Below are 24,780 nucleotides of genomic sequence, written 5' to 3'. Positions count from 1 at the left end.
CCTTCACGCTGTACGAGGTCGGCACGGTCAAGGAGCTGGAGGGGCTGCGGACGTACGTGTCCGTGGACGGCGGGATGTCGGACCCCCGCACGTCCTGTGCGGGGCCCCGGCTCCTGTGCGATGCGGGTGATCAGCCGAGCCGCTGCACCAGTGCGCGGTACTCGTCCCACAGCTCCTTCGGCGTGTGGTCACCGAAGGTGTTGAGGTGCTCGGGGATCAGCGCCGCCTCCTCGCGCCACACGTCCTTGTCGACGGTGAGCAGGAAGTCGAGGTCGGCGTCGTCGAGGCCGAGGCCCTCGGTGTCCAGCGCCTCCTTCGTGGGCAGCACACCGATCGGGGTCTCCACACCGTCGGCCTTGCCGTCCAGCCGCTCGACGATCCACTTGAGCACCCGGCCGTTCTCGCCGAAGCCCGGCCACACGAAGCGGCCCTTGTCGTCCTTGCGGAACCAGTTGACGTAGTAGATCTTCGGCAGCTTGGCCTGGTCCTTGTCCGCGCCGACCTTGACCCAGTGCCCCATGTAGTCGCCCATGTTGTAGCCGCAGAACGGCAGCATGGCGAACGGGTCCCGGCGCAGCTCGCCGACCTTGCCCTCGGCCGCCGCGGTCTTCTCGCTGGCGACGTTGGCGCCGAGGAAGACACCGTGCTGCCAGGTCAGCGACTCGGTCACCAGCGGCACGGCGCTGGCGCGACGGCCACCGAAGAGGATCGCCGAGATCGGCACGCCCTTGGGGTCCTCCCACTCGGGCGCGATGATCGGGCACTGGCCGGCCGGGACGGTGAAGCGGGCGTTGGGGTGGGCGGCCGGGGTCCCGGACTCCGGCGTCCAGTCGTTGCCCTTCCAGTCGGTCAGATGGGCGGGCTTCTCCTCGGTCATGCCCTCCCACCAGACGTCGCCGTCGTCGGTGAGCGCGACGTTGGTGAAGACGGAGTTGCCCCACATCGTCTTCATGGCGTTGGCGTTGGTGTGCTCGCCGGTGCCGGGCGCGACACCGAAGAAGCCGGCCTCGGGGTTGATGGCGTAGAGGCGGCCGTCCTCGCCGAAGCGCATCCAGGCGATGTCGTCGCCGATGGTCTCGACGGTCCAGCCGGAGATCGTCGGCTCCAGCATCGCGAGGTTGGTCTTGCCGCAGGCGCTCGGGAAGGCGGCGGCGACGTACTTGGACTCGCCCTGCGGCGGGGTGAGTTTGAGGATCAGCATGTGCTCGGCGAGCCAGCCCTCGTCGCGCGCCATGACGGAGGCGATCCGCAGCGCGTAACACTTCTTGCCGAGCAGGGCGTTGCCGCCGTAGCCGGAGCCGAAGGACCAGATCTCCCGGTCCTCGGGGAAGTGCGAGATGTACTTGGTGGAGCTGCACGGCCACGGCACATCGGCCTCGCCCTCGGCCAGCGGCGCGCCGAGGGTGTGCACCGCCTTGACGAAGAAGCCGTCGTCGCCGAGCTCGTCGAGCACCGGCTGCCCCATGCGCGTCATGGTGCGCATCGAGACCGCGACATAGGCGGAGTCGGTGATCTCCACGCCGATCGCGGAGAGCGGCGAGCCGAGCGGGCCCATACAGAACGGGACGACGTACATCGTCCGGCCACGCATGGAACCGCGGAAGATGCCCTGGTCACCGGCGAAGCTGTTGCCTTCCCCGGTAAAGATGGCCCGCATCTCGGCGGGGTCCTTCCAGTGGTTCGTGGGGCCGGCGTCCTCCTCCTTCTGGGAGCAGATGAAGGTGCGGTCCTCGACCCGCGCCACGTCCGAGGGGTCGGAGGCCGCGTAGTACGAGTTGGGGCGCTTGATCGGGTCGAGCTTCCTGAACGTGCCCTTGTCGACGAGCCCCTCGCACAGACGCTCGTACTCCGCCTCCGAGCCGTCACACCAGACGACCCGGTCGGGCTGGGTGATCGCTGCGATCTCGTCGACCCAGGAAATGAGGCCCTGGTGACGGGTGAGGACGGGGGGAGCCGCGTTGTCGCGCGCCACGATCGCTCCTAGATGAGGGTATGGACAGATTTATGCCCGGTTTTGCCGGGAAAATCCGCTTCTTTAGATGTCTGCCCCTTGGGGGCCGCGACCCGGATGCTTCGTGACCGCTCATCCGGTGCCGACCGCACTCATTTGATCATCCGACCGTTCCGGGATTCTGTCCAGAGGGCGCCTTCGTGACCGTCACCACTTCGCCACGAATCCGTAACTTACGGTCGCGTAGGTAGCATTACCGCCATGACTTCCGCGCCCGACGCCGCCGAGAGCCCGCACTCCTCCGCGCCGCCCGCGATCGCGGCGGTCGCCGCCGCGGCCGCACCCCTGAAGCCCAGACTCCGCGGCTGGCTGCACGCCGGGATGTTCCCCGCAGCCCTGCTCTCCGGCGTCCTGCTCACCGCCCTCGCCGACAGCCCCCGCGGCCGCCTGGCCTGCGCCATCTACACCCTGACCGCCTGCCTGCTCTTCGGCGTCAGCGCCCTTTACCACCGCGGCAATTGGGGCCCGCGCGCGGACGGCATCCTGCGCCGGCTCGACCACGCCAACATCTTCCTGATCATCGCCGGCACCTATACGCCGCTGACGATGCTGCTGATGCCCGGCTCCCGCGGCGAGACCCTGCTCTGGGCGGTCTGGGCGGCCGCACTGGCCGGAATCCTCTTCCGGGTCTTCTGGGTCGGCGCCCCCCGCTGGCTCTACACCCCCTGCTACATCGCCATGGGCTGGGCCGCCGTCTTCTTCCTGCCCGACTTCCTGCGCACCGGCGGCGTCGCCGTCCTCGTCCTGGTCATCGTCGGCGGCCTGCTCTACAGCGCCGGCGGCGTGATCTACGGCCTCAAGCGCCCCAACCCCTCACCCCGCTGGTTCGGCTTCCACGAGGTCTTCCACTCCTTCACCCTGGCCGCCTTCGTCGTCCACTACGTCGGCATCTCCCTGGTGGCGTACACACACGCCTGAGCCCCGCCTTCGACACCCCGAGCGGCCGCCCACCCGCGCCGCCCGTGACCTCGTGGCCGCAGCCTTCGTGGCTGCGGCCACGAGGTTTTGCCGAACATTTCACTGAGGCCATTACCGACACGCCTCCGCCCCTCACTTGTTGCTCGCCATTCGTCACTCACGGTAACGATTCCCGTAACTCAGCGTGATAATCATGGGTGGGCTGCCGGACTCGCGGCGAGAGGCTGTCGGTGATCACTTTCCGTCGAGGGTGCTGTTCCTGTCGCGTCCGGTCGCGTCCTGTCAGGTGAGGCGAATCCGGCTTCGCCGGGGGGCAGGCGTCGCCCTGTTCAGCCGCCGTACGGGGCGTCGTATGCCTCCCGCACGAGCCGTGGCCTCGGGGACTTCTGATGCCCGACAATGCTGCGCATGGTCTCCGCACGTACCTCCGCCAGCACGCCGCCCGGGACGCCGAAGATCGGGCTGCGGGAGCGGAAGAAGATCCAGACCCGCCAGGCGATCCGGCGGGCCGCCTACCGGCTCTTCGAGGAACAGGGGTACGACGCGACCCCCATCGATCAGATCGCCGAGGCCGCCGACGTCTCCCCGAGCACGGTCTTCCGCTACTTCCCGACCAAGGAGGACATCGTGCTCACGGACGAGTACGACACCGTCTTGGAGGCCGGACTGCGGGCGCGTCCCACGGACGAGCCGATGGTGGAGTCGATGCGGCGGGTGACGGTCGAGGCGCTGCGCGAGATCACCGGGGCGGACCGCGGGGAACTCGTCCAGCGCATCCGGCTGATCCGTGAAGTGCCCGCCATCCGGGGCCGTACGGCGGAGAACACCGCCCGGGACGCCGCGCTGATCAGCGCGGTACTGGCGGAGCGCACCGGCCGTCCGGCCGGCGATCTGGAGCTGCGGGTGATCAGCGCGGCGATCCTGGCCGCGCTCCAGGAGGCCATGCTGAGCTGGGTCGAGGGCGGCCAGACCGCCGAGCTGGAGGCGCTGATCCATCAGACGATGGACGTACTGGCGCGGGGGCTCACGCTCTGAGGATGAGGGTTCCTTCGGGTGGGGTCCCTCAGGCGGGGGTTCTCCCGGGCGGAGTGCCTCAGGCCGGAGTCCTTCAGGCCGGGGCCCCGTTGCTTCCCCAGGTGGTTTTTTCCCCGCCGCCCACCCCCCTTCGGGGGGTGGGCGGGTGTAGAGAGCAGGTCCCCGCGGCGAAGCGGCCCCTCCGGCCGCCCCCCGCCTCACAACTCCACGGGCGGCGCCGCGCAGCCGGGCGATCTGGCCGGCCAGCGAACCCACGCCGCCCGCCGCCCCGGTGACGAACACCGTGTCCCCGGGGCGTACTTCGGCGCCGCGCACCACGCCCATCCAGGCGGTGGGCCCCTGGGAGAGGTAGGCGGCCGGGTCGGGCATCAGGCCGGGGTCGCGCGGCTGCACCCGGTCGGCGTCCAGCAGGGCGTATTCGCGCCAGCCGAGGTGGTGTTCCACCAGGTCGCCGGGCGAGAGGCCGGTCCCCGGGGCGGCGACCACCTCGCCGAGGGCGGGCCCGTTCAGCGGCTCGCCGATACCGAAGGGCGGCATCGGGACGACGCTGCTCTCGTCCATCAGCGTGCGCATCACGGCGGCGACGCCCATCACGGTGTTGCGGACCAGCACCTGGCCGGGTCCGGGTTCCGGGGCCGGCACCTCCACGATCTCGAAGAGGTCGTCGGTGACCGGCCCCTGGGGGCGGGCGGCCAGGCGGACTTCTCGGTGTGTGCGATGTGTGCGGTGTGTCATGGCCCGAGGCTAGGACGTGCCGCGCACGCCCGGGCAAGCCTTTTGGCCGGTTCGCGGGCGGGCAGCGGTGGCCCATGGGACGGTCGCCGCGCCGGACGTCCCATGGCCCGCTGTCTCATCCCCGGAGTCGCTCCGCCAGCTCCTCCGGGTCGGTCGTCGGACGCTCGCAGGTGAAGCGGCGGCAGACGTAGGCGGCCGGCCGGCCGTCGACCAGGGGGCGGTCCTGGAGGAGCGGTACCTCGTCGGCCCCGGGGGCGCCCAGTGCGACGACCGCCCCGGGGGCGGTGCCGAGCAGCGCGGCGCGGTGCAGGGCGACGGTGGCCGGATCGTCCTGCGGGCCGACGACCGCGACCTCGCGCGGACCGTCCAGCGCGGCCTCGGCGACGGCCAGGCCCCACCCGATGAAGCGCGGGGCCCGGCCGGCGAGCGCCGTGACGATGGCCAGGGCCCGCTCCGCCGCGTCCCGGTGGAGGGCGCTGCCGGTGAGCGCCGCGTACGAGAGCAGGGCACCGGCCGCCGCGGTCCACCCGGAGGGCGTCGCGTTGTCGGTGGGGTCCTGGGGGCGGCGGATCAGCGCCTCGGCGTCGGCCGCGGTGTCGTAGAGCGCGCCGTCCCCGGAGGTGAACTGGAGCAGCACGGTGTCCAGGAAGAACCCCGCGAACTCCACCCAGACCCCCTCCCCGGTGGCCGAGGCCAGGCTGAGGAAGCCCTCCGCGACATCGGCGTAGTCCTCCAGGACACCGGAGTTGGCGCCGGGGGTGCCGTCGCGGGAGGTGCGGTGCAGCCGGGCCTGCCAGTCCATGTGGACGCGGACCAGCAGGTCGGCGGCGTCGGTGGCGGCCTGGATCAGATCCGGCCGGTCGAAGTAGGCACCGGTTTCGGCGAGCGCGGCGATGGCCAGCCCGTTCCAGGAGGCGACGACCTTGTCGTCGCGGCCGGGGCGCGGCCGCCGGTCCCGCGCCGCGAGCAGCCGCCGCTTGACGGAGGCCACCCGTTCGGCGTCCACCAGGCCGTCGGTGTCCGGGAGCTGGAGGACCGAGGCGCCCTCCTCGAAGGTGCCCTCCTCGGTGACGCCGAAGTGGGTGGCGGCGAACTCCGCGTCCTCGTCGCCCAGTACGGCGCGCAGCTGCTCGGGGGTCCAGACGTAGAAGGCGCCCTCGACGTGCTTCCCGGTGCCGTCGTCGCTGTCCGCGTCCAGTGCGGAGGCGAAGCCGCCCTGGTCGGTGCGGAGTTCGCGGACCATGAAGTCGGCGGTCTCCACGGCGATCCGGCGGGCCTGCTCCGAGCCGGTGGACCGCCACAGATGGGCGTAGGCCCGGCACAGCAGGGCGTTGTCGTAGAGCATCTTCTCGAAGTGCGGCACGGTCCAGGTCGCGTCCACCGCGTAGCGCGCGAACCCGCCGCCGAGCTGGTCGTAGATACCACCCCGGGCCATCGCCGCACAGGTCGCCTGCGCCATCTCCAGGGCTCCGGCCGAGCCGGTGCGCGCGTGGTGGCGGAGCAGGAACTCCACCACCATGGACGGCGGGAACTTGGGCGCGCCGCCGAATCCACCGTTCACCGCGTCGAAGTCCCGGGTCAGCCCCATCAGAGCGCCGTGCAGCTCCTCGGGACGCGGCGGCTGCCGTTCCGCGGGCAGCGACCCGGTCAGAGACCGCCCGGCGAGGTCGGCGACGATCCGCCCGGCGACCTCCCCGACCTCGTCACGGCGGTCGGCCCAGGCGGTGCGCACCCCCTCCAGGATCTGCCCGAAGGACGGCATGCCGTGGCGGGGCTCGGGCGGGAAGTACGTACCGAAGTAGAACGGCTCGGCGTCCGGGGTGAGAAAGACGGTCATCGGCCAGCCGCCCTGCCCGGTGGCGGCCTGCACGGCCTCCATGTAGACGGCGTCGACGTCCGGACGCTCCTCCCGGTCGACCTTGACGGCCACGAAGTGCTCGTTGAGCAGCGCGGCGGTGTCCGGGTCCTCGAAACTCTCGTGCGCCATCACGTGGCACCAGTGGCACGAGCTGTAGCCGACGCTGAGCAGTACCGGCACGCCGCGCCGGCGGGCCTCCTCGAACGCGTCGGTGGACCACGGCCACCAGTCGACCGGGTTATCGGCGTGCTGGAGCAGGTAGGGCGACTGCTCGTTGGCCAGTCGGTTCATACCGGCATCGTCGCACACCTCAAACGCGCTGATCAGCAGGGAGACGCCGAACCGATGCGGTTGGTCCGAAGCCCCGGCACCCGTGCCGGCCGGCACGGTGGCCGCAGCACCGCACCCTTCTCGGCGGGGTGCCTGCCCCCTGCGCGATCAGGCCCAGAAACGGAGAAAGACCCCCTGCTCATCGAGCAGGGGGTCCGTTTGGCCGACTCGCCCCCTTAGCGGCGGTGGCGGGCGGTCAGTTCCTCCAGTACCGGGACGAGGTCGGCAGGGGAGGGCGTCTCCTCCCACTCCCTGTGCAGCGCGGCGGCACCGTCCTGGAAGGACTGGTCCTCAAGCAGTCGGGTGAGCCCCTTCTGCAGGGCGTCCACAGTGAACCGGTTACTGTCGATCGCCAGTCCGGCGCCGCTGTCGACGACGTGCTTGGCGATGGTGGTCTCGCCCCAGAACAGCATCGGCGTGATCAGCTGCGGCACCCGGTGAGCCACCGAGGCCGCGAAAGTGCCGCCGCCACCGTGGTAGATGACCGCCGAGCAGGTCGGCAGCAGGTAGTTGAGCGGCATGTACTCCACCAGGCGAACGTTGTCCGGCACCGCGGCGATGGAGTTCCGCTGCGCGGCGCCCACCGTGGCCACCAGCTCCACGTCCAGCTCGGCCACTGCCTCGACGACCTCGGCGAACGAGACACCGCTCTGCCGGAAGAGCTGGCGGCCGCGCCCGCCGACACCGAGGGTGAGGCAGACCCGCGGGCGTTCGGGCCGCTCGTTGACCCAACTGGGCACGGAGGCTGTCCCGTTGAAGGGAATCCGGCGCATCGAGATGAACGGCAGGTCGACCGGCAGCTGCATCCCCTTCGGCATCGGGTCGATGGTCCACTGCCCGAGCAGCAACTCCTCCTCGTACTCAAGACCGTAGGGCGTCAGCATGCCCTCCATCAGGGCGTGTACCGGGTCCTCCAGCGGCTGCGCCTCCCGCGCCGCCAGGTGCTCCCGAGACCGCGCGCGCAGCCAGCCGATGTTGTCGCGGCCCCACAGCATGCGGGCCTGGGCCGCGCCGCTGACCCGCGCGGCCACCGCGGCCGGAACGCAGAACTGGTCCCACACCACCAGGTCCGGCTTCCAACTGCGGGTGAAGTCAACCAAGTCGGGCAGGACCTGGTGGTAGAGCGACAGGACCTTGCACATCCTCTCCCACTGCTCCTCCCAGCCGGAGGTATCCGCGGTGTCCAGGAACAGGGCGTCGTCAAGGCTGTTGGTCAGGTCGGGGTTCGTGTTGATCTCGATCACTGAGGCGAGCTTGTCGCGGGAGCCGAGAGGCACGGCCGCGAGGCCCGCGCTGGTGACGAGGTCCACGGCGTCGGGATGAATGGCCACCCGTACCTCGTGGCCGGCGTTCTGCAGGGCCCAGGCCAGCGGAACGATCGGGTGCACATGTGCGGTGGCGGGAAAGACGGCGAACAGAACACGCATGGGTGCTTCTCCGTTGTGGGTGTCGTGCGGGGAAGGCCGCAGGCCGCCTCACCCGGCAACGGGGCGGACGAACCGGCGGTGGAGGGGCGGAGCGCAGTGGCTCGGGGCCGGACGGGCTCACGCGGCCGTGAGGAGCGCGGTGAGTGAGGCGTCCAGGTCCCGGCGCGGCTCCCAGCCCAACAGCCGCCGCGCCAGGGAGATGTCCAGCATCTGGCAGTCCACGTCACTGCGGGAGGTGTCCGTCCGGGCCCGCTCGACCAGCCGGACCGGCAGTTCGCTGAGTTGGATCAGCCGCTCCGCCACTCGGCGCGCGCTGACCGCGGCTCCGCTGCCGATGTTGATGACGCGCCCCGACACGTCGGCCCGTGGCGCGCGCGCCACGGCAAGGATGGCGTCGGCGACGTCGCGTACGTCGACGAAGTCACGCTCCGCGCTCAGTGGGCCGAGGACCAGCTCGCTGCCGGCGGCGTCGCCGTCCCGGGCAAACCGCTTCAGGTGCGCCGCGATGTCGCCGAGGAGACTGCCGACCGGCAAGCCCGGGCCGATGATGTTGGCTATCCGCAGCACGACGCCGTTCAGCTCGGATGTGCCGGCCGCATCCAGTACGCGGCGTGCCGCCTCCAGTTTCGAGCGGCCGTAGGCGTTGACCGGAGCTGGTGTCCGCTCCTCGGTGATTCCGGCGTCCCTGCTGCCGGGGCCGTACTCGTGGACGCTGCCGAGCTGGATCAGCAGGGGCCGGTGCGGCAGCTTCCGCACCGCCGCCACCAGGGCGGTCACCAACTCCGTGTTGGCTCCCCACATCTGCCGGCCGGTCATCCTCCAATAGCCGCCGGCGGCATTGACGATCACATCCGCCCCGGTGTCGGCGAGCATCGCGCCGAGTTCCGCGGGTCCGTCCGCGAGCAGGTCGAAGGCGATGCAGCGCTCGCCCTCCGGATCGTCGCCACCGGCGCCGCCGGGCAGGGTCCGGGAGACGCTGACGACCCGGGCGCCCGACGACCGGAAGGCCGCGCGCAGGTTCCGGCCCACGAAACCGCTGCCTCCCAGTACCCCCACGCAAGGCTGCTCATGTGTCATGTCGAGATCTCCACACGCAGGTGATCGCCCCCGATGACGCGGTGTTCCGGCGAGTGCCGGCCGCTGGGGCAGGCAACCGCCGGCTGTCCCGCTTCCCGAACGTGGCGACGGGGAGGGCATACGGGCAGGACGCTTCTTCTCCGACCACCGGCGCGGTGGACGCGTCGGCCACCGCGACTGGATCGACCGGATCGATCCAGGGGAAGCAGGGTGTCGCCGCGGTGGAGCACGGAGTTGTCTTCGCCAGGGAAGGTGCGTGTGGAGGACGGCGCGTGGACAGGGCCGCGCGGCGAGCCTCGGGAACACAGATGACGCGCCGGCGCGCTGCCGTGGTCCGTGCCGCCCGGCGCCACACTGCTGACGGTGCCCCGCGGGGCACCCAGGCGCCGGGAGAAGTCCGGCACGAGCTGCTCCGGGACGCCCTTGACCACCACGCCCGCAGGATTGACCAGGACGTCCGGGGCGGTGGCCCGCCCGGTTCCCCGGCTCGGCCCCGTGCCCCATGCTGCCTTTGAGAGCTTGCCCATGATGTCTCCCCTGTCGGTGGTGAACGGTGTCCCCGGCCGGCTCGCGGGCCCTGGCGGCGCCGCGGCCGGCGATCGCGGCGCTCTCCACTCCGGCCTGCGCCGTCGTCGCGCGGGCAGCATGCGGCGCCGTCCGAGGATCGGTGGGAGGGCGATCAGGCCGCCGTGGAGGGATCAGCCGTGGCGATGAAGGCGTCGAGCACCCGCCGGTAGTAGCCGGGGCCGAAGCCCATCGCCGCCGTCTCCGGGACGAGGGCGCGCAGCTTCTCGGTGGAGATGACGTGATGGGCGCCCGCCTCGTCGTACCGGCGGCGGACCGACAGACCCAGCCGGGTCTCCAGGTGGTCGACGATCCGCTCCACCGGTACGGCCGTACCGGAGGCCACGTTGACGGTCTCGCCGCAGAGCCCCTGGGCGAGCAGCCGGTCGATGACGGTGACCACGTCGCGGACGTCGATCAGGTCACGGGCGGCGGCGCGCTGGATGCGCACCGAGCCCTTGCGCATCTGCTGGATGAGGGCGGGGATCAGCTGGTGCGGGGGCTGTCCGGTGCCGACGAGGTGCCCCAGACGCAGGATCAGGTGGTCGGCACCGGAATCCTGCAACTGGCGTTCCAGCGCGAGCTTGTGTGCACCGTACGGGGTGCAGGGGGTGATCGGGCTGTCCTCCCGGCCGGGCCCGTCCACCGCGCCGTACATGCCGGTGGCCGCGGTGGAGAAGAAGAGCAGCCGGCGCCCGGTGGCACGGCACCGGTCTGCGGCCTGTGTCAGCAGAGCGGCCTCCCGGGCGAAGTCGGCGTCCGAAGTGCCGCTGGCCCAGGAGACGCCCGCCGCCATGGCGACCGTGCCCGGGTGGCGGTGCGCGAGAGGGCTCAGGTTCCGGGCGAGGAATCCGTTGCCCAAGATCTCCATGGTCATCCGCGGGCCTCCACGAATTCCTTCATCGACGATGATGACGTAGTCGAACATTCGATCGACCAGGGCCTGGGTGCACGCTGCCCCGGGAGCTGCACTCGGTGACGGTGCCGATGTCGGCGAGGGTGCCCACGCCCGGTACGGCCCGGCGCCGCCGGCCGGAGCCACGGAAGGAGGGGCCTCACGTCTGCGAACCGCCTCCCCGCGTGGTGTCCTTCCACCAGGCGGGGTTGTCCCGGTACCAGGCCACGGTGTCGGCGAGCCCCTGCTCGAAGGTGATCCGCGGGGCGTAGCCGAGCTCCTCGCAGATCTTCGTCTCGTCGAGGGAGTAGCGCAGGTCGTGCCCCTTGCGGTCGGCGACCCGGCGGACCCTGGACCAGTCCGAGCCGGTCAGTGCGAGCAGGCGTTCGGTGACGGCCCGGTTGGTCTGCTCGTTGCCGCCGCCGATGTGGTAGATCTCACCGGCCCGGCCCTTGTTCAGCACGAGGTCGATCGCACGGCAGTGGTCGTCCACATGGAGCCACTCGCGGATGTTGCCGCCGTCGCCGTAGAGCGGCACCTGCTTTCCTTCGAGCAGATGGGTGACGAACAGCGGGATGAGTTTCTCGGGGTGCTGGTACGGACCGTAGTTGTTGGAACAGCGGGTGATCGAGACGTTCAGCCCGTGGGTGCGCCAGTACGACCGCGCCAGCAGGTCCGATGCCGCCTTGGAGGCGGAGTACGGGGAGTTGGGCTCGAGCCGCCGGTCCTCCGTCCAGGACCCCTCGTCTATGGACCCGTAGACCTCGTCGGTGGAGACGTGGACGACGCGCCGCACACCGCCGGCGAGGACCGCGTCGAGCAGCCGCTGAGTGCCGGTCACGTTGGTGTGGACGAACTCCTCGGCCGCTTCCAGGGAGCGGTCCACGTGCGACTCCGCGGCGAAGTGGACCACCGCGTCGTGGCCGGGCAGCAGTCGGCGCAGCAGATCGCTGTCGCAGATGTCGCCGCGGACGAAGGTCAGGCGCGGGTGCGTCTCGGGGAGGTTCGCGCGGTTCCCGGCGTAGGTGAGCTTGTCCAGGACGGTGACATGCGCACCCTCCCACTCCGGGTAGCCTCCGCCGAGAAGCGTGCGCACATAGTGCGAGCCGATGAAACCGGCGCCGCCGGTGACCAGGATCTTCCTCATGCCGCTGCCTCGATTCGCATATGGTCACCGGCGACAGGCCGGTGGTGGGGGTGCTGGAGCCCGAGCGGCGGCGGATCAGTTCTCCCCCCACTCCAGATAGATGATCGGGGATTCACGGTGGGGCAGCTGGCGCAGTTTCGCGTTGCCGAGCTCCATGAATTCGGCCAGCGCCTTGGTCTCGCCGGGCCATTTGGGGTGGGCAAGTTCGTCGAATGCCAGAATGCTTCCCTTGACCATGTGCGGCCGGATGGCGTGAAGAATTTCCAGCGTGGGCTCATACAGATCAACATCGATGTAGGCCAGGGCGATGACAGTCTCCGGATTCTCTTCCAGATACTGGGGAAGCGTGCTGCGGACATCTCCCTGCACCACGAAGCTGCGCTGGGTGTGACCATAGGGTTCGCCCAGTTCGTGCGCGGCGAGCACGGCACGAAGGTGATCCACTTCGCCCTCGGGGACAGCGAACCGGCCGGCGACCGCGCTGGGCGTCGCACGGTCGATGTCAGCGATATCGGGGAATCCCGTAAAGGTGTCGAAGCCGACCACGCGACGGAGCGAGTTATAGGGCTCGTAGATACTGCGAAGGGCAGTGAAGGAAGCGAGGTGGCGCCCGTGGAGAACGCCGAACTCCATGATCACCCCTGGCACGTCGGTGACCATCCGGTACAGCGCGTCCATGGCCAGCAGGTCGGCGAGTTGATGGCGACGCAGGTACACCGGAAGGTTGTCGATCAGGTACTCGGGCGGGATCGGCGTCTCGGCCAGGAGCTTGGTGAGGCGCAGGCGTGATTCCCGTTCCTGCTCCGACTCGTGCGGCACGACCTTGGGGTCCTTGTAGTCACTGTTCATCATGCTCTTCCTCTCTGTTCTCTCTCGTTCTTCGCTCGGTTTTCAGATGGCCGAAGAGCCGCGAAGCCGTGCGGGCTTACGGGCCACGACGTGGTGGTGAGAGGGCGTCAGCCCGTGGTCAGGCACATGAGCGGGGTCCGGTCAGCCCCGGCTCCGCCCCTGACGCGGTGCCCAGTTGGGCCTCCAGTTCCAGGCAGAGCTCGTAGTCGGGGAGCATCCCGCGCTCCGCGGCCTCGGCGAGGGTGGGAGCGGCGGCGTCCCGCTCGGAGAGGATCGGGTCGACGTCCTCGGGGATCGGCAGGCCGAGCGCCGGATCAAGTGGCGAGAGGGCCAGCTCCTGCTCCGGGACGTACGGGGCCGAGGTCAGGTACGACATGACGGTGTGGTCGGTGAGCGCCACGAAGGCGTGACCGACGCCGATCGGCAGGTACACGGCACGGAAGCCGGACTGGTCCAGGAGGACGGCTTCCCACTTGCCGAACGTGGGCGAGCCGCGCCGGATGTCCACGGTGAAGTCCAGGCTCCGCCCACTCGCGCAGTAGACGTACTTGGCGGCGCCCGGAGGGGCGACGGTGTAGTGAATGCCCCGGACGACGCCTCGTCGGGACAGGCTGTGGTTGCCCTGGGCGACCGCGAACAGCGGTCCCCCTCTGGCGGTTTCGAAGACCGACTGCTGAAAAGGAGCGACGAACACGCCGCGTTCGTCGGAGAACGTCCGCGAGGTGAATTCCAGCGCGCCCTGCACAGCGAGCTTTCGCGCTTCCATGTATACCTCCGAACAGGAGTTAAATGGGCAAGGAACATCTTCCGTGCATCACACGGCGGAGCCGGGGCATCGGTGGAGAGAGAAGCGATCAGACGGGCCACGCGGGCCTGGCACGGGATCGCGGACAACCGAAGCGCACGCGAGGTGAGGCGCGCTCGGATCTTCGCGTGGGACCGGTTCACCTGGCACGTGAAGCCTCTGGTGCAGACGGCCCTCTTGGTCGAGAACCCATCTACCAGGGGCTTCGCCACGTTGTCAGCCCAACAGCCGGACTGGAACGACAGGTGGGAAAGGGCTCAATACCGAAGGACGTTCAGCGGTGCGCCAGATCCGCCAGCGCGCCCACCATCTGGTTCGGCGACGGCATGGCCGCGATCTCGTCGCGGAGCGCCTGGGCGCGGGTGACGCAGGAGACGTCCGAGACGGCCTCGCGGCATGCCGCACCGACGGCGTCGGGCGCGTCCTCTCCGGTCTTCAGCGTCACGGCCGCGCCGTAGCCGGCCAGGCGCTCGGCCGCGTCGGCGAGCATCTCCGCGCCTGGGACGATGACTTGGGGCGTCCCGGAGTACATGCCCGTCAGGCTGGTCACGCCGCCCCCGTGGTGCACGAGCAGATCACACGTCGGGGCCACGACGTCCAGGGGGAACCACCCCGCGCGCACATCGCCGCAGGCCTCGCGCAGGTCGGCGGCAAGGCCGTCGGGAGCGGCGATCAGGACTTCGGCGTCGAGCGGGGCCAGCTCGGCCACCGTACGCGTCAGGAACTCGAAGAGCTTGTGGTGGCCGTCGCGGGTCACCTGGCTGCCGGCGGTGAGGCAGATCCGGCGGCGGTCCCCACGGGTGTACATCCACGGTTCGAGCTGCCGTTGACGATTCGCGGGGACGTACCGCATCGGCGATGCCGGGCGGGCGTCGGCGGGCCGCAGACTGGGCGGGCACACGTCGATGAACAGGTCGGGCTCGGGGAGGTGCGCCAGTCCCAGCTCGCTCAGCTCGGGTTGGAGTTCCTCGTCGGCGCCGGGGTGCACCTGCGTCGCGTCGATCGCGTCCCACGCCAGCCGCACCCACGGGACCCCGAGATGCCGCGCCAGCAGCGGTGCCGCGTACGTCATGGTCCCGCCGACGACGACATCGGGGCGCCACGCCGCCGTGAACTCCCTGAGGACGCCCAGGCTCGCGGCGGCCATTCGTCCGAACCAGCGGCCGGTGAACACGCCCTGCTCGGCCACCCCGGCGTCGAGTGGCGGAGGCACCGGCCGCCCCTGCCGGTCCTGGGAGATGAAGTGCCGGACCGGCAGGTCGGTCGTCGGGACCGCCGGGATCGCCGCCGCCTCGGTGGCGGACATCAGGTCGCTGTTGGCCGCCATGAAGATCTCGTGGCCCGCGCCGCGCAGGGCCGTGGCGAGCGGGGCCTGCGAGAACACGGTCGCCTGGCCGCCGCCGGTGACGAAGAGAACCCTCATCGACATGTCTCCCTAACGTGCGCGGGTTGCCAGGTCCTCGAGTACGCCGACCACTTCGCTCGGGGACGGCATGGCGGCGATCTCCCGGCCGAGCGCCTCGGACCTGTCCTGGTAAGCCGAGTCCTCCATGAGTGTCTGGAGGGCCTTCGCGACGCTGTCGGGGGTGACCTCGTCGGGCAGCAGGTTGATCGCGGCACCGTAGTCGGCGACGAGTTGCGCGGCGCGGCGGACCTTCTTCTCCTGGGGCAGGAGCAGTTGCGGCACTCCCGAGATCATCGCGGTCTGTCCGGTGAGGCCGCCGGCGTGGTGCACGATGAGGTCGCAGGTCGGCATCAGCACGTCCAGCGGAATCCAGCCCGTCCGGATGCCGTCGCACTGCTTGCGCAGTTCGGCGGCGACCTCCTCCGGCGCGGGGATGACGATCTCGGCGTCCAGGACGGCGAGGCTGTCGACCATGCTCCGGATGAGTTCGAAGTTGTTGTCCCGGGCGGCCATGCTTCCGCCCGTCACACACACCCTGCGCCGCTCGCCGCGGGTGTACATCCACGGTTCGACGGGATTCTGGGAGTTGATGGGGACCCACCGGACCTGTTGGGCGGGGGCGGCGCCGGCCCACCGGACTCCGGGCGGGCAGTTGTCGATCAGCAGATCGGGCTGCGGGACGCCGTCCAGACCCAACTGGCGCAGTTCCGGCTGGAGTTCTCCCTCGCTGCCCACGTGGATGCCCACGGTGTCCAGCGCGGCCCAGGTGTGCCGCACCCACGGCACCGACAGTTCGTGGGCCAGGAGCGCCGCCGCGTAGGCGTGCGGGCCTCCGATCACGATGTCCGGGCGCCAGCCGGCCGCCATCTCCCGCAGCTGAACCAGGCTTTCCGCCGCCACCCGCCCGAACCAGCGGCCCGTGTACTGGATGAACTCGGGGTGGTCCACGTCGTCCGGGACGATCTCCCGCTCGCCGGAGCGCCGCGTGGCCTTGATGTCGGCTATCGGAGTGGTGGTGGCGGCGATGGCGGGCAGGCCGATCCCGGCCACCACCGATGTCCGCTCCTTCAGTGTCGACATGAAAACCTGGTGCCCCTCATCACGTGCCGCGGTCGCGAGCGGGGCGAGAGCGAACGCGTTGGACGGGGTGGGGCCCGCGACGAACAGCATCTTCATGGGCGAACCGTTCTCTTCTCGTCTTGTCGGGGGGCTGCTTCCCGAAGGGGAAGTGGTGGTCAGGTGAGCGGGTGCCCAGCCAAGTGCGCGAGGGCCAGGAGCTCGCGCCTGCCGGCGAGTTCACACCGCCGGCAAGGCGAAACTCCTTCGTGACCCACGAGCGGCGTACTGACGCCCCATTCAGCCGTGGGCGCGGGAAAGAGCGAGCTGCTCCAGATCGGAGGCGTTCTGCGCGGGGGACGGCATGCCCTCCATTTCCGTACGCAGGGCTCCGGCCGCCTCGGCGTACCGGGGGTCTGTGAGCAGCTGTGTCAGCGCCTCGCGGAGAAGCCCCGCATCGTCTTGGGCGGTCACGGTGTCGAAGCTGATTCCCGCGCCGGTGGCCGCCAAGCGGTCGCCATGCGCGAAACAGTCGGCCATCTGCGGAAGTACCAGCTGCGGCAGCCCGAAGAGGGTGGCGGTCATGGTGGTGGCCGCACCGCCATGGGTGATGACGGCATCGCAGGAGCCGAGGAGCAGATGGAGCGGGACAGGGTCGACCATCCGCACGTTGGCCGGCACCGGACCGATGCGCTCCCGGTACTCCGCGCCGACGGTGGCGACCAGTTCGACGTCCGGCATCTCCGCGAACGAGCCCAGCAGCGCCCGCACGAAGGGCACCCCGTTGTAGACCAGGGTTCTTCTGCCGAGAGAGACGGCGACCCGCTTGGCGCGCGAGTCTCGCCGGTCCCACTCCGCACGCAGCCAGGAAGGCAGCATCTCGCTGCCGTTGAACGGCACATATCGCACCGGGGTCTCGGGCTTCAGTTCCGGGAGCTGCAGTGCGCCGGGGCAGGAATCAAGGATTACCGTGGGCTCAGGGAGGGTTTCAAGGCCCAGCGACTGGCAGGTCCCGCGCAGTTCTTCCCTGGCCGCGGGGAGCCGGGGCGTGCCGATCGGATCGACACCCCAACGATGGTGAACGACCGGGACCCTCAGCAAGGCTCCCAGAATGAGTGCGCTGTACTCCAGCGGATCGGAAACGATCAGGTCCGGACGGAAGGAGCGGGCAAAACCCAGGTACTCCTCCACCATGGATTTCGCATGCTCGATCCACACACCTCCGAAGCCGCCCTTCGTACCGCGCGGCCGGGATTCCAGTGGGCGTTTCCCTGGTGCCAGGTCACTGAGCACCATCTTTTCGGTGTCGAACGGTTCGCCGAGACTCACGAAGTTCAGCCCTGCCGTACGGGCCGGTTCCGCGCTGTCGGGTCTCCCCAGGACGAGCACGTCGTGGCCCGCGGTACGGAGAGCCCAGGCGACCGGCACCAAAGTCGCCAGGTGGCTTGGGTCAGGAGTCGTCATCACCAGGACGCGCATTCAGGTCTCCTACTCACTGAGCGAGGGCGGACAGCGAAGACACCAGCGCCGCCGGAGTGGGCTGGGACTCCATCTCGTCCCGCAGTTTCCGTGCGGCGATCGCATGGGCGGAATCCGTGAGGAGTGAAGTGACGGCCGCACGAATCGCCCCTTCATCCGCCTGGACATTGGACAGATGCCGGGCCGCACCGGCTCCGGCGATTCGGCCGGCGATCACTTCCTGATCCAGGCCTGTGTGGATGGCCAGCTGCGGCACTCCAGCCGTCAGAGCGGTCATGGCGCAGCCGGCGCCCCCGTGGTGGATGACCACGTCGCAGCTGGGCATCAGCAGATGCAACGGCGTGCGCTCCATCAGCCGCACACCGGGTGGAAGCGCTCCCGCGCGCTCCATCCGCTCGCGGTCGGCATCCGCGAGCAGAACGAGGACCTCGGCGCCCAGCCCTGCGAGAGCGTTCACCACGCGAGGCACCGCGAACGAAGCCGGCCCGTAAATACCGCTGACGGAGGTCCCCCACACCACGCACACCCGCGGTCCGGCGGAGCCGCTCTCGCCGTGCGGCAGCCGCGCTCCAGGACCGTTGTACGGCACATGACGGATGGACAGCCGCTCGGCCTTCAGGGGTGGTCGCGCGCTGATGGGAGAGGGGTCGATCACGTGCTCATAGACGTGCGGCCCCATCTGCCCCACGCCGTGCCGGGGGAACGCCCCACTGGGGTCCATGGGCACGAAGCTCGCCCCCGGCGGTGCTCCCGGTACGTCGTCGTCCGGACCGACGGGCCCCCACAGCTGCAACACGGCGGGAATGTCCAGGACTTTCCCGACGAGCGGCCCTTCGAAGCTCATGATGTCGTGGACCACGAGATCGGGACGCCACCAGCGCGCGAAGTCCACCGCGGCGTCACTGCTCCGAGTCGTGACACCGATGGCCCAGTCATGGTTCTCCTGGGACCACGCGCTCATATCGAATTCATCGAGCGAGTCGAGCGGTTTCCCGGTGAGCGGGTGCAGCGGGAGTCCCGAAAAGGGCCATGAGCCGAATTCGGCCAGGCGGAAATTGTGCAGCCGGCCCCGCACCGTCATGTCCATAGCCTCGAGAATCGGAACCGGCATGAGCCCTGCGCCGCTTACCGGTTGCGTCTGGCATGGCGTACACATGACGTTCACCTCGTGCCCAGCCGCCTGCAACGCCCACCCCAGGGGCACCATAGAGGCCCAGTGTCCAGGCCAGTTGGACACGGTAAACAGAACCCGCACTCGAACTCCTTTCGAATGAGCGAATCGACCGGTACGCCGCGTCGATATCCGCATCCGCCTCATGCGATATCCACATCCGCCTCATGAAGAAGAAGTCCCGACGGGAGCGGGGGCAGACACCAGCGCCAGCATGATCACGGCGCCGAGCTGTACGGCGGTCCGGCGATGGCCGACCGAGACACTGCAGCGGAAGGTAATGACGAGTTTCTTCGCTCCGGCACACAGAAGGCAACCACGTCAGTGCGTGGATTTCATAAAGACAACCAGGAACAAGTCAGCAATCACAGAGGAATCCAAGAGGAATGCCAAGGAATCATAAAGAGTGACACCGATCACAGCCCTGGCCCGGGGACCCTCGACACGATGCTGGCCGCCGTCGGGTGGGCAGGTGGGCGGGACGGGTGCTTCGGCCGCCGGCCGTCGCGGGAGGGGCGGATCAGCGGCTGGTGACCCCCGCATCCCACATGTCCTGTAGTGACTGCCTGAGTCCGAAGCGCGGGGCGAAGCCCAGCAGCTCGCGGGCCAGTCGGATGTCGGCCTGAATCCAGTCGGCGCCCAGGCCGCGCACGCCGCCGTGCCCCGGGCGGTCCTCCTCCGTGACGCCGGAGTCCGGCAGGCCGGCGGCGGAGAGGCAGTGGGCGACCAGTTCCCGCATCGGCACCGCGGTCCCGCTGCCGATGTTGAACACCCGTCCGCTGACCGGCCGTTCGGCGGCCGGCACGCACGCTTCGGCGACGTCGCGCACATCGATCCAGTCGCGCCGTGCGTCGACGACGCGCACGGAGAGGTCGGCGCCCTGCCGCGCGGCGCGCAGCCTGGGGAGGAGCTTGCCCGGGAAACCCGCCGGGGTCGGGTAGGGGCCGCAGGTGTTGACGAGCCGGAGCGCGACGCCGTCGACGCGGCCCGCGCGGGCCGCTTCGAGGATGGTCCTGGACGCGGCCAGCTTGGCGTCCGCGTAGGCGTTCGCGGGCCGCGGCTCGATCTCCTCGTGCAACGGGACCCCTGCCTGGCCGGGCCCGTATTCGTGGATGGTGCCGATGTGGACCAGCCGGGGCCGCCCCGGGTTGCCCTCCAGGGCCGCGACCAGCGTGCGGGCCAGCCCCTCGTTGGCGGCCAGCAGTTCGGCCGCGCGGCCCGCGCCGCCGTCCGCGGCGCCGGTCAGGTCGGTGGCACCCGCCATGTCGGTGGCGTTGACCACGACGCTCGCGCGTACGTCCGCGTCCCGGAACAGCGCGTCCAGCTCGGCGGCGGACGCCGTGAGCAGGTTCAGGGGACGGAACATGTGCTCCGCCACGTGCGGGGCGGGCCGGCGGGCCACGACGACGACGCGGTAGCCGCGCCGGGCGAAGGCGGCACAGACGTGCCGTCCGATGCAGCCGGTGCCTCCCAGCACGACCGCGGTCGGGAGCCGGGACGGTGCGGGGTCCTGCATGGGTCCTCCGGAGGTGGGTGGGCGAGGAGAAGAAGGGTGCCGGGGCCGGTGCCGGGGCCCCGGGCTCAGCCGGCCGGCGCGGTCCGGCGGGCCCGCGCCTCGTACACCCCGTCCCCCTCGACGAGGCTGACCAGGTAGGACCCGTAGTCGGTGCTGGACTGCTCGGTACCGAGCCGGCGGCACTGCTCCGCGCTGACGTAGCCCATCCGGAAGGCGGTCTCCTCGACGCAGCCGATGCGTATGCCCTGGCGTTGTTCGACGATCTGGACGTAGTGGCCGGCCTCCAGCAGGGAGTCGTGGGTGCCCATGTCGAGCCAGACGAACCCGCGGCCCAGCTCGGCCAGATGGGCCCGGCCCTGTGCCAGGTACGCCTTGTTCAGATCGGTGATCTCCATCTCGCCGCGGTCGGAGGGGACCAGTTCCTGGGCCATCCGGACCACGTCGTTGCTGTACATGTACAGGCCGGTGACCGCGATGTTGGAGACCGGGTCGGTGGGCTTCTCCGTCAGGGCCGTCAGCCGTCGGTCGGCGTCCAGTTCGGCGACGCCGTACCGCCAGGGGTCGTTGACCGGGTAGCCGAAGAGCGCGCAGCCGTCGAGGCGGGCGGCGGCGGTGCGCAGCAGCTCGGAGAAGCCGTGACCGTGGAAGACGTTGTCACCGAGGATCAGCGCCACGTCGTCGTCGCCGATGTGGTCGGCGCCGATGATGAACGCCTCGGCGATGCCGTTGGGTTCCTTCTGCTCGGCGTACTCCAGCCGGATGCCGAGCCGGGAGCCGTCGCCGAGCAGGTCGCGGAACATGTCCAGGTGAGCCGGCGAGGAGATCACCAGGATGTCCCGGATGCCGGCGAGCATGAGGACGGACAGGGGGTAGTAGATCATCGGCTTGTTGTAGACCGGGAGGATCTGCTTCGAGACCACTCCGGTCAGCGGCCTGAGCCGGGTGCCGCTGCCACCAGCGAGGATGATGCCCTTCATATGCCTGTCTCCGTCGGTGTCTGTGCAGTGCCTGTGTCGGTGTCGGTGTCTGTGACTGTGTCGGTTTCTGTGGCTGTACCTGCGGCTGCGGCTGCGGCTGCGGCTGCGGCTGCGGCTGCGGCTGCCGATGAGGGGGCGTCAACTTCCTCTCTGCAGTTACCAGTTCGATCGCCGGCTCTTCCCCGCACGTGGGCGAGCCACGGCGGGTCAGCGGGTGGCGTCCGCGCGGCTCAGCGCCGTGCCAGGTGCTCGACGGTGCCCAGGGCCTCGGCGGGTGACGGCATCCGGGCGATCTCCTGGGCCAGTGCCTGGGCCCGGTCGGTGTAGGACGGGGCGGAGAGCAGCTCGCGGATGCCCTTGCCGACGCTGTCGGTGCTCACCTCGTCCGGAAGCAGGGTGACCGCGGCGCCGTACTCGGCGACGAGCCGGGCGGCCGTGTGCGCCTTCTTCTCCTGTGGCATCAGCAGCTGCGGGACGCCCGAGAGCGCGGCCGTCAGGCCGGTCGGGCCGGGCACGCCACCGGCGTGGTGCACGATCAGGTCGCAGGTCGGCATCAGTACGTCCAGCGGTATCCAGCCCGCGCGGATGTCGCCGAACTCGGCGCGCAGCGCGTGAGCGACCTTCCGCGGCGCCGGGATGACGACCTCGGCGTCCCACTCGGCCAGCTGCCGCACCATGCCGCGGATCAGCTCGAAGTCGTCATCGAGGGCGGCCATGCGCCCGCCGGTGACGCACACCCGTCGGCGCTCGCCGCGGGTGTACATCCACGGCTCGGCCGGGCGCTGGGCGTTGACGGGAACGTAGCGGATCTGCTGCGCGGGGGAAGCGTCCGCCGGGCGGATGCCGGGCGGACAGCTGTCGATCAGCAGGTCCGGTCCGGGAATCCGGTCGAGGCCCAGTTCGGCCAGCTCCGGCGCCAGTTCCCCCTCGCTGCCGACGGGGATGCCCACGGTGTCCAGCACGGTCCAGGTGTGCCGAATCCACGGTACGGACAGCTCGTGGGCGAGGAGCGCTCCCGCGTACGCGTACGGGCCGGTGACCACCACCTCCGGCCGCCAGGCCGCCGCCACCTCGCGCAGCCGGACGAGGGTTTCGGCGGCCAGCCGCCCGAACCAGCGGCCGGTGTACCGGATGAACTCGGGGTGGTCCACGTCATCGGGGACCACCTCACGCTCGCCGGAGCGGCGGGTGGCCCTGATGTCGGGGATCGGTGTGGTGGTCGTGGCGACGGTCGGCAGGCCGACGCCGGTGACCACCGGGGTCAGTTCCTTCGGCGTGGACATCAGCACCTGGTGCCCGGCGGCGCGCGCGGCGGTGGCGAGGGGGGCGACGGCGTAGATGTCGGACGGGTCCGGGCCCGCGACGAACAGCAGCCTCATGGGTGTTCCGGTCTCCTCCGTCGCCCGGACGGGCGACGCGCGGACTTCGGGTGGTCAGGGCATGGCGCCGGGCCGGTGGGGACGGCGCGGGGGGCCGCCCGGGGCGGCGCGTGGCGCCCGCTCGCGAACGCCCGGGAGAGCCGGACGCTCAGGTGAGCAGGTGCAGCTTCTCCACGCCCGTCACATCGGCCCCCGGCATGAACTCCGGGTCCCGCGCCGGGTCGCGGCGCAGCGCCGGGAAGCGGTCGAAGAGGATGTTCAGGGCGAGCATGCCTTCAAGGCGGGCCAGCGGCGCCCCCATGCAGAAGTGCGCGCCTCTGCCGAACGAGAGGTGCTGGATGTTCTCCCGGTCGAGGTCGAAGGTGTGCGGGTCGCGGAACTGGCGCTCGTCGCGGGCCGCGGCGGCCGTCCACGTCATGACCACCGACCGCGGGGGGATCTCGGCGTCGCCGATCTGCGCCGCCGTAGTGGTCACCCGGCGCAGCGTGGACAGCGGGCTGAACAGCCGCAGCGACTCCTCGATCGCGGTGGGGATGCGGGCGCGGTCCCGGCGTACGGCCGCCATGGCCGAAGGGTGGGTGTCCAGGCACAGGATCGTGTTGCCCAGCAGCATCGTCGTGGTGATGTGCCCCGCCACCAGCAGGACCAGGGAGAAGTTGCCCACCTCGGCCGAGGACAGCCGCTCGCCGTCCACCTCGGCCTGGACGAGCCTGGTCAGCAGGTCGTCCCGCGGGGCGGCGCGGCGCTGCTCGACATGGTCGAGCAGGTAGTCGGAGAAGTTCCTGATCTGGGCGAGGGTCTCCTCACGCTGCCGCTGCAGCTCCGGGGTGTCCTCGCCGGTGGAGAACGCCTGGTTGCTCTCCAGCAGCTTGCCGGTCCACTCCTTGAACAGCTGGCGGTCGCTGCTGGGAACCCCGAGCAGTTCGGCGATGACGATGACGGGCAACGGGTACGCCAGCACCTCCACGAGGTCGAACGAGTCGCCCGGCTCGACCGCGTCGAGCAGTTCGTGGGTGATCTCCTTGATGCGGGGTTCGAGGCCGGCGACCACGCCGCGGGTGAACACCCCGCTGACGATCTTGCGCATCTTGGTGTGCTCGGGCGCGTCCATCGTCGTGAGGTTGCCGGGGAAGATCTGCCGTTGGCTTTCCGGCGCCAGCACGCTGAGATCGGAGGAGAAGGTCTCCGGGTCGTTGAGCACCTGGAGCGCCTCCGCGTAGCCGTAGACGTTCCACAGCTGCTTGGCCTCGTCGTACGCGACGGGGGCCGGGGGGCGTTCACCGCGCATCCAGAACTGATCCGGGTGGAAGTTCCACTGCTGGGGGGACATGGGTACTTCGGTCCTTTCGGTTCGGAGGTGTGCGTGGCGGGTGCGCCGACCCGGTGTCGGCCGTCCTCGGCGCGGAGCGAGCGCTTCGAGGTCGTCCGCGACCCGGGCCGGGGACGGCATGGCCCGCGCGACGCGCACACGTACACTGGGCGGCAGGCACTTGCCTGCCGACCGGTAAGTGGGTGTTCCGGCCCCAGCCGGGTGAGGACGGACCGAGGGAGAGAGCGTGGCCGGAAAAGGCACGAAGAAGGAGCGGGGGGACACCCGCAGGCGCATCCAGGACGTGGCCCTGGAGCTCTTTGTCCGAAACGGCTACGAGAAGACCTCGCTGCGTGAGATCGCGGAAATCCTGGAGGTCAGCAAACCCGCGATCTACTACCACTTCAAGTCGAAGGAGGACATTCTCCTCAGCATCTTCCAGGACCTGACCCGCCCCGTCGACGACATCATCTCCTGGGGGCGCCAGCAGCCACGGACCCTCGAGACCAAGCAGGAGATCCTGCGCCGCTACAGCGCCGCACTCGAAGCCTCCGCCCCGCTCGTCCGCTTCCTGCGGGAGAACGAGGCGACCCTGCGCGACCTCAAGGTCGGCAAGGAGTTCGGGCAGCAGATGACCACCATCGGCGAGATGCTCACCGACTCGGACACCTCGCTCACCGACCAGCTGCGCTGCATGAGTGCCCTGCTGACCCTGCACTTCGGGACCTTCGCCCTGCCGAACTTCCCCGGGGACGCCGAGGAGAAGCGGTCGGCGCTGCTGGAGATCACCATGGAGATGGTGGCGGCGGCGTACCCCGAAGAGGCCTGACGCGCCGG

General features: G+C 70.2%; 19 protein-coding genes and 1 pseudogene. 3 read left to right on the top strand and 17 right to left on the bottom strand.

Features of this window, described 5'->3' with window-relative positions:
• Positions 1–130: 130 nt before the first annotated feature.
• Positions 131–1,972, bottom strand: coding sequence for a phosphoenolpyruvate carboxykinase (GTP) (locus tag ACWC9R_RS23840; RefSeq protein ID WP_450734326.1), 1,842 nt, complete (start codon positions 1,970–1,972; stop codon positions 131–133).
• A 240-nt stretch (positions 1,973–2,212) separates the two neighbouring features.
• On the opposite strand from ACWC9R_RS23840, the gene trhA reads away from it, so the two are divergent.
• Together trhA and ACWC9R_RS23830 are read left to right on the top strand one after the other, a co-directional pair.
• Positions 2,213–2,929, top strand: a complete 717-nt coding sequence (gene trhA, locus ACWC9R_RS23835; RefSeq protein WP_450734324.1) for a PAQR family membrane homeostasis protein TrhA — start codon at positions 2,213–2,215, stop codon at positions 2,927–2,929.
• A gap of 408 nt (positions 2,930–3,337) precedes the next feature.
• Positions 3,338–3,964, top strand: a complete 627-nt coding sequence (locus tag ACWC9R_RS23830; RefSeq protein WP_450734323.1) for a TetR/AcrR family transcriptional regulator — start codon at positions 3,338–3,340, stop codon at positions 3,962–3,964.
• A 186-nt stretch (positions 3,965–4,150) separates the two neighbouring features.
• Here the strand turns inward: ACWC9R_RS23830 and ACWC9R_RS23825 are convergent.
• The 16 genes and pseudogenes from ACWC9R_RS23825 to ACWC9R_RS23750 all read right to left on the bottom strand — a co-directional run.
• Positions 4,151–4,699: pseudogene (locus tag ACWC9R_RS23825) on the bottom strand (NADP-dependent oxidoreductase); the annotation flags it as partial.
• Positions 4,700–4,814: 115 nt separating this feature from the next.
• Positions 4,815–6,848 carry a thioredoxin domain-containing protein gene (locus tag ACWC9R_RS23820; RefSeq protein ID WP_450734322.1) on the bottom strand — a complete coding sequence of 678 codons (2,034 nt, stop codon included), beginning with the start codon at positions 6,846–6,848 and terminating at the stop codon, positions 4,815–4,817.
• Positions 6,849–7,063: 215 nt separating this feature from the next.
• Positions 7,064–8,314 carry an activator-dependent family glycosyltransferase gene (locus ACWC9R_RS23815; protein WP_450734320.1) on the bottom strand — a complete coding sequence of 417 codons (1,251 nt, stop codon included), beginning with the start codon at positions 8,312–8,314 and terminating at the stop codon, positions 7,064–7,066.
• Positions 8,315–8,431: 117 nt separating this feature from the next.
• On the bottom strand, positions 8,432–9,391 hold the full coding sequence (locus ACWC9R_RS23810; RefSeq protein WP_450734318.1) for an NAD-dependent epimerase/dehydratase family protein: 960 nt from the start codon (positions 9,389–9,391) through the stop codon (positions 8,432–8,434).
• 679 nt (positions 9,392–10,070) lie between these two features.
• Complete coding sequence (locus ACWC9R_RS23805) at positions 10,071–10,832, bottom strand: NAD-dependent epimerase/dehydratase family protein (RefSeq protein ID WP_450734317.1); 762 nt, start codon at positions 10,830–10,832, stop codon at positions 10,071–10,073.
• A gap of 178 nt (positions 10,833–11,010) precedes the next feature.
• On the bottom strand, positions 11,011–11,997 hold the full coding sequence (rfbB, locus tag ACWC9R_RS23800) for a dTDP-glucose 4,6-dehydratase (RefSeq protein WP_450734315.1): 987 nt from the start codon (positions 11,995–11,997) through the stop codon (positions 11,011–11,013).
• Positions 11,998–12,072: 75 nt separating this feature from the next.
• On the bottom strand, positions 12,073–12,849 hold the full coding sequence (locus tag ACWC9R_RS23795; protein WP_053921806.1) for a class I SAM-dependent methyltransferase: 777 nt from the start codon (positions 12,847–12,849) through the stop codon (positions 12,073–12,075).
• Between the two features lie 115 nt (positions 12,850–12,964).
• On the bottom strand, positions 12,965–13,612 hold the full coding sequence (locus ACWC9R_RS23790; RefSeq protein WP_450734312.1) for a dTDP-4-dehydrorhamnose 3,5-epimerase family protein: 648 nt from the start codon (positions 13,610–13,612) through the stop codon (positions 12,965–12,967).
• Positions 13,613–13,925: 313 nt separating this feature from the next.
• Entirely contained in the window at positions 13,926–15,074 is a 1,149-nt protein-coding gene (locus ACWC9R_RS23785; protein WP_450734311.1) for a nucleotide disphospho-sugar-binding domain-containing protein, read from the bottom strand.
• A 12-nt stretch (positions 15,075–15,086) separates the two neighbouring features.
• Positions 15,087–16,232: a nucleotide disphospho-sugar-binding domain-containing protein gene (locus ACWC9R_RS23780; RefSeq protein WP_450734309.1), complete on the bottom strand. Its 1,146-nt coding sequence runs from the start codon at positions 16,230–16,232 to the stop codon at positions 15,087–15,089.
• A 180-nt stretch (positions 16,233–16,412) separates the two neighbouring features.
• A complete protein-coding gene (locus ACWC9R_RS23775; protein ID WP_450734307.1) occupies positions 16,413–17,591 on the bottom strand; it encodes a nucleotide disphospho-sugar-binding domain-containing protein in 1,179 nt (392 codons plus the stop codon).
• Between the two features lie 13 nt (positions 17,592–17,604).
• Positions 17,605–18,846, bottom strand: coding sequence for a nucleotide disphospho-sugar-binding domain-containing protein (locus ACWC9R_RS23770; protein ID WP_450734305.1), 1,242 nt, complete (start codon positions 18,844–18,846; stop codon positions 17,605–17,607).
• Between the two features lie 436 nt (positions 18,847–19,282).
• Positions 19,283–20,278 carry an NAD-dependent epimerase/dehydratase family protein gene (locus ACWC9R_RS23765; protein WP_450734303.1) on the bottom strand — a complete coding sequence of 332 codons (996 nt, stop codon included), beginning with the start codon at positions 20,276–20,278 and terminating at the stop codon, positions 19,283–19,285.
• 65 nt (positions 20,279–20,343) lie between these two features.
• The gene (gene rfbA, locus ACWC9R_RS23760) at positions 20,344–21,255 is read right to left on the bottom strand and encodes a glucose-1-phosphate thymidylyltransferase RfbA (protein ID WP_450734302.1); all 912 of its coding nucleotides are present in this window, start codon (positions 21,253–21,255) and stop codon (positions 20,344–20,346) included.
• A 230-nt stretch (positions 21,256–21,485) separates the two neighbouring features.
• On the bottom strand, positions 21,486–22,634 hold the full coding sequence (locus tag ACWC9R_RS23755) for a nucleotide disphospho-sugar-binding domain-containing protein (protein ID WP_450734301.1): 1,149 nt from the start codon (positions 22,632–22,634) through the stop codon (positions 21,486–21,488).
• 148 nt (positions 22,635–22,782) lie between these two features.
• The gene (locus tag ACWC9R_RS23750; protein ID WP_450734300.1) at positions 22,783–23,964 is read right to left on the bottom strand and encodes a cytochrome P450; all 1,182 of its coding nucleotides are present in this window, start codon (positions 23,962–23,964) and stop codon (positions 22,783–22,785) included.
• Positions 23,965–24,190: 226 nt separating this feature from the next.
• On the opposite strand from ACWC9R_RS23750, the gene ACWC9R_RS23745 reads away from it, so the two are divergent.
• Positions 24,191–24,772, top strand: a complete 582-nt coding sequence (locus ACWC9R_RS23745; RefSeq protein ID WP_450734299.1) for a TetR/AcrR family transcriptional regulator — start codon at positions 24,191–24,193, stop codon at positions 24,770–24,772.
• Positions 24,773–24,780 lie beyond the last annotated feature (8 nt).

This window comes from Streptomyces sp. NPDC001219 (assembly GCF_053597915.1).
This window is presented reverse-complemented; position numbering and strand designations above follow the sequence as displayed.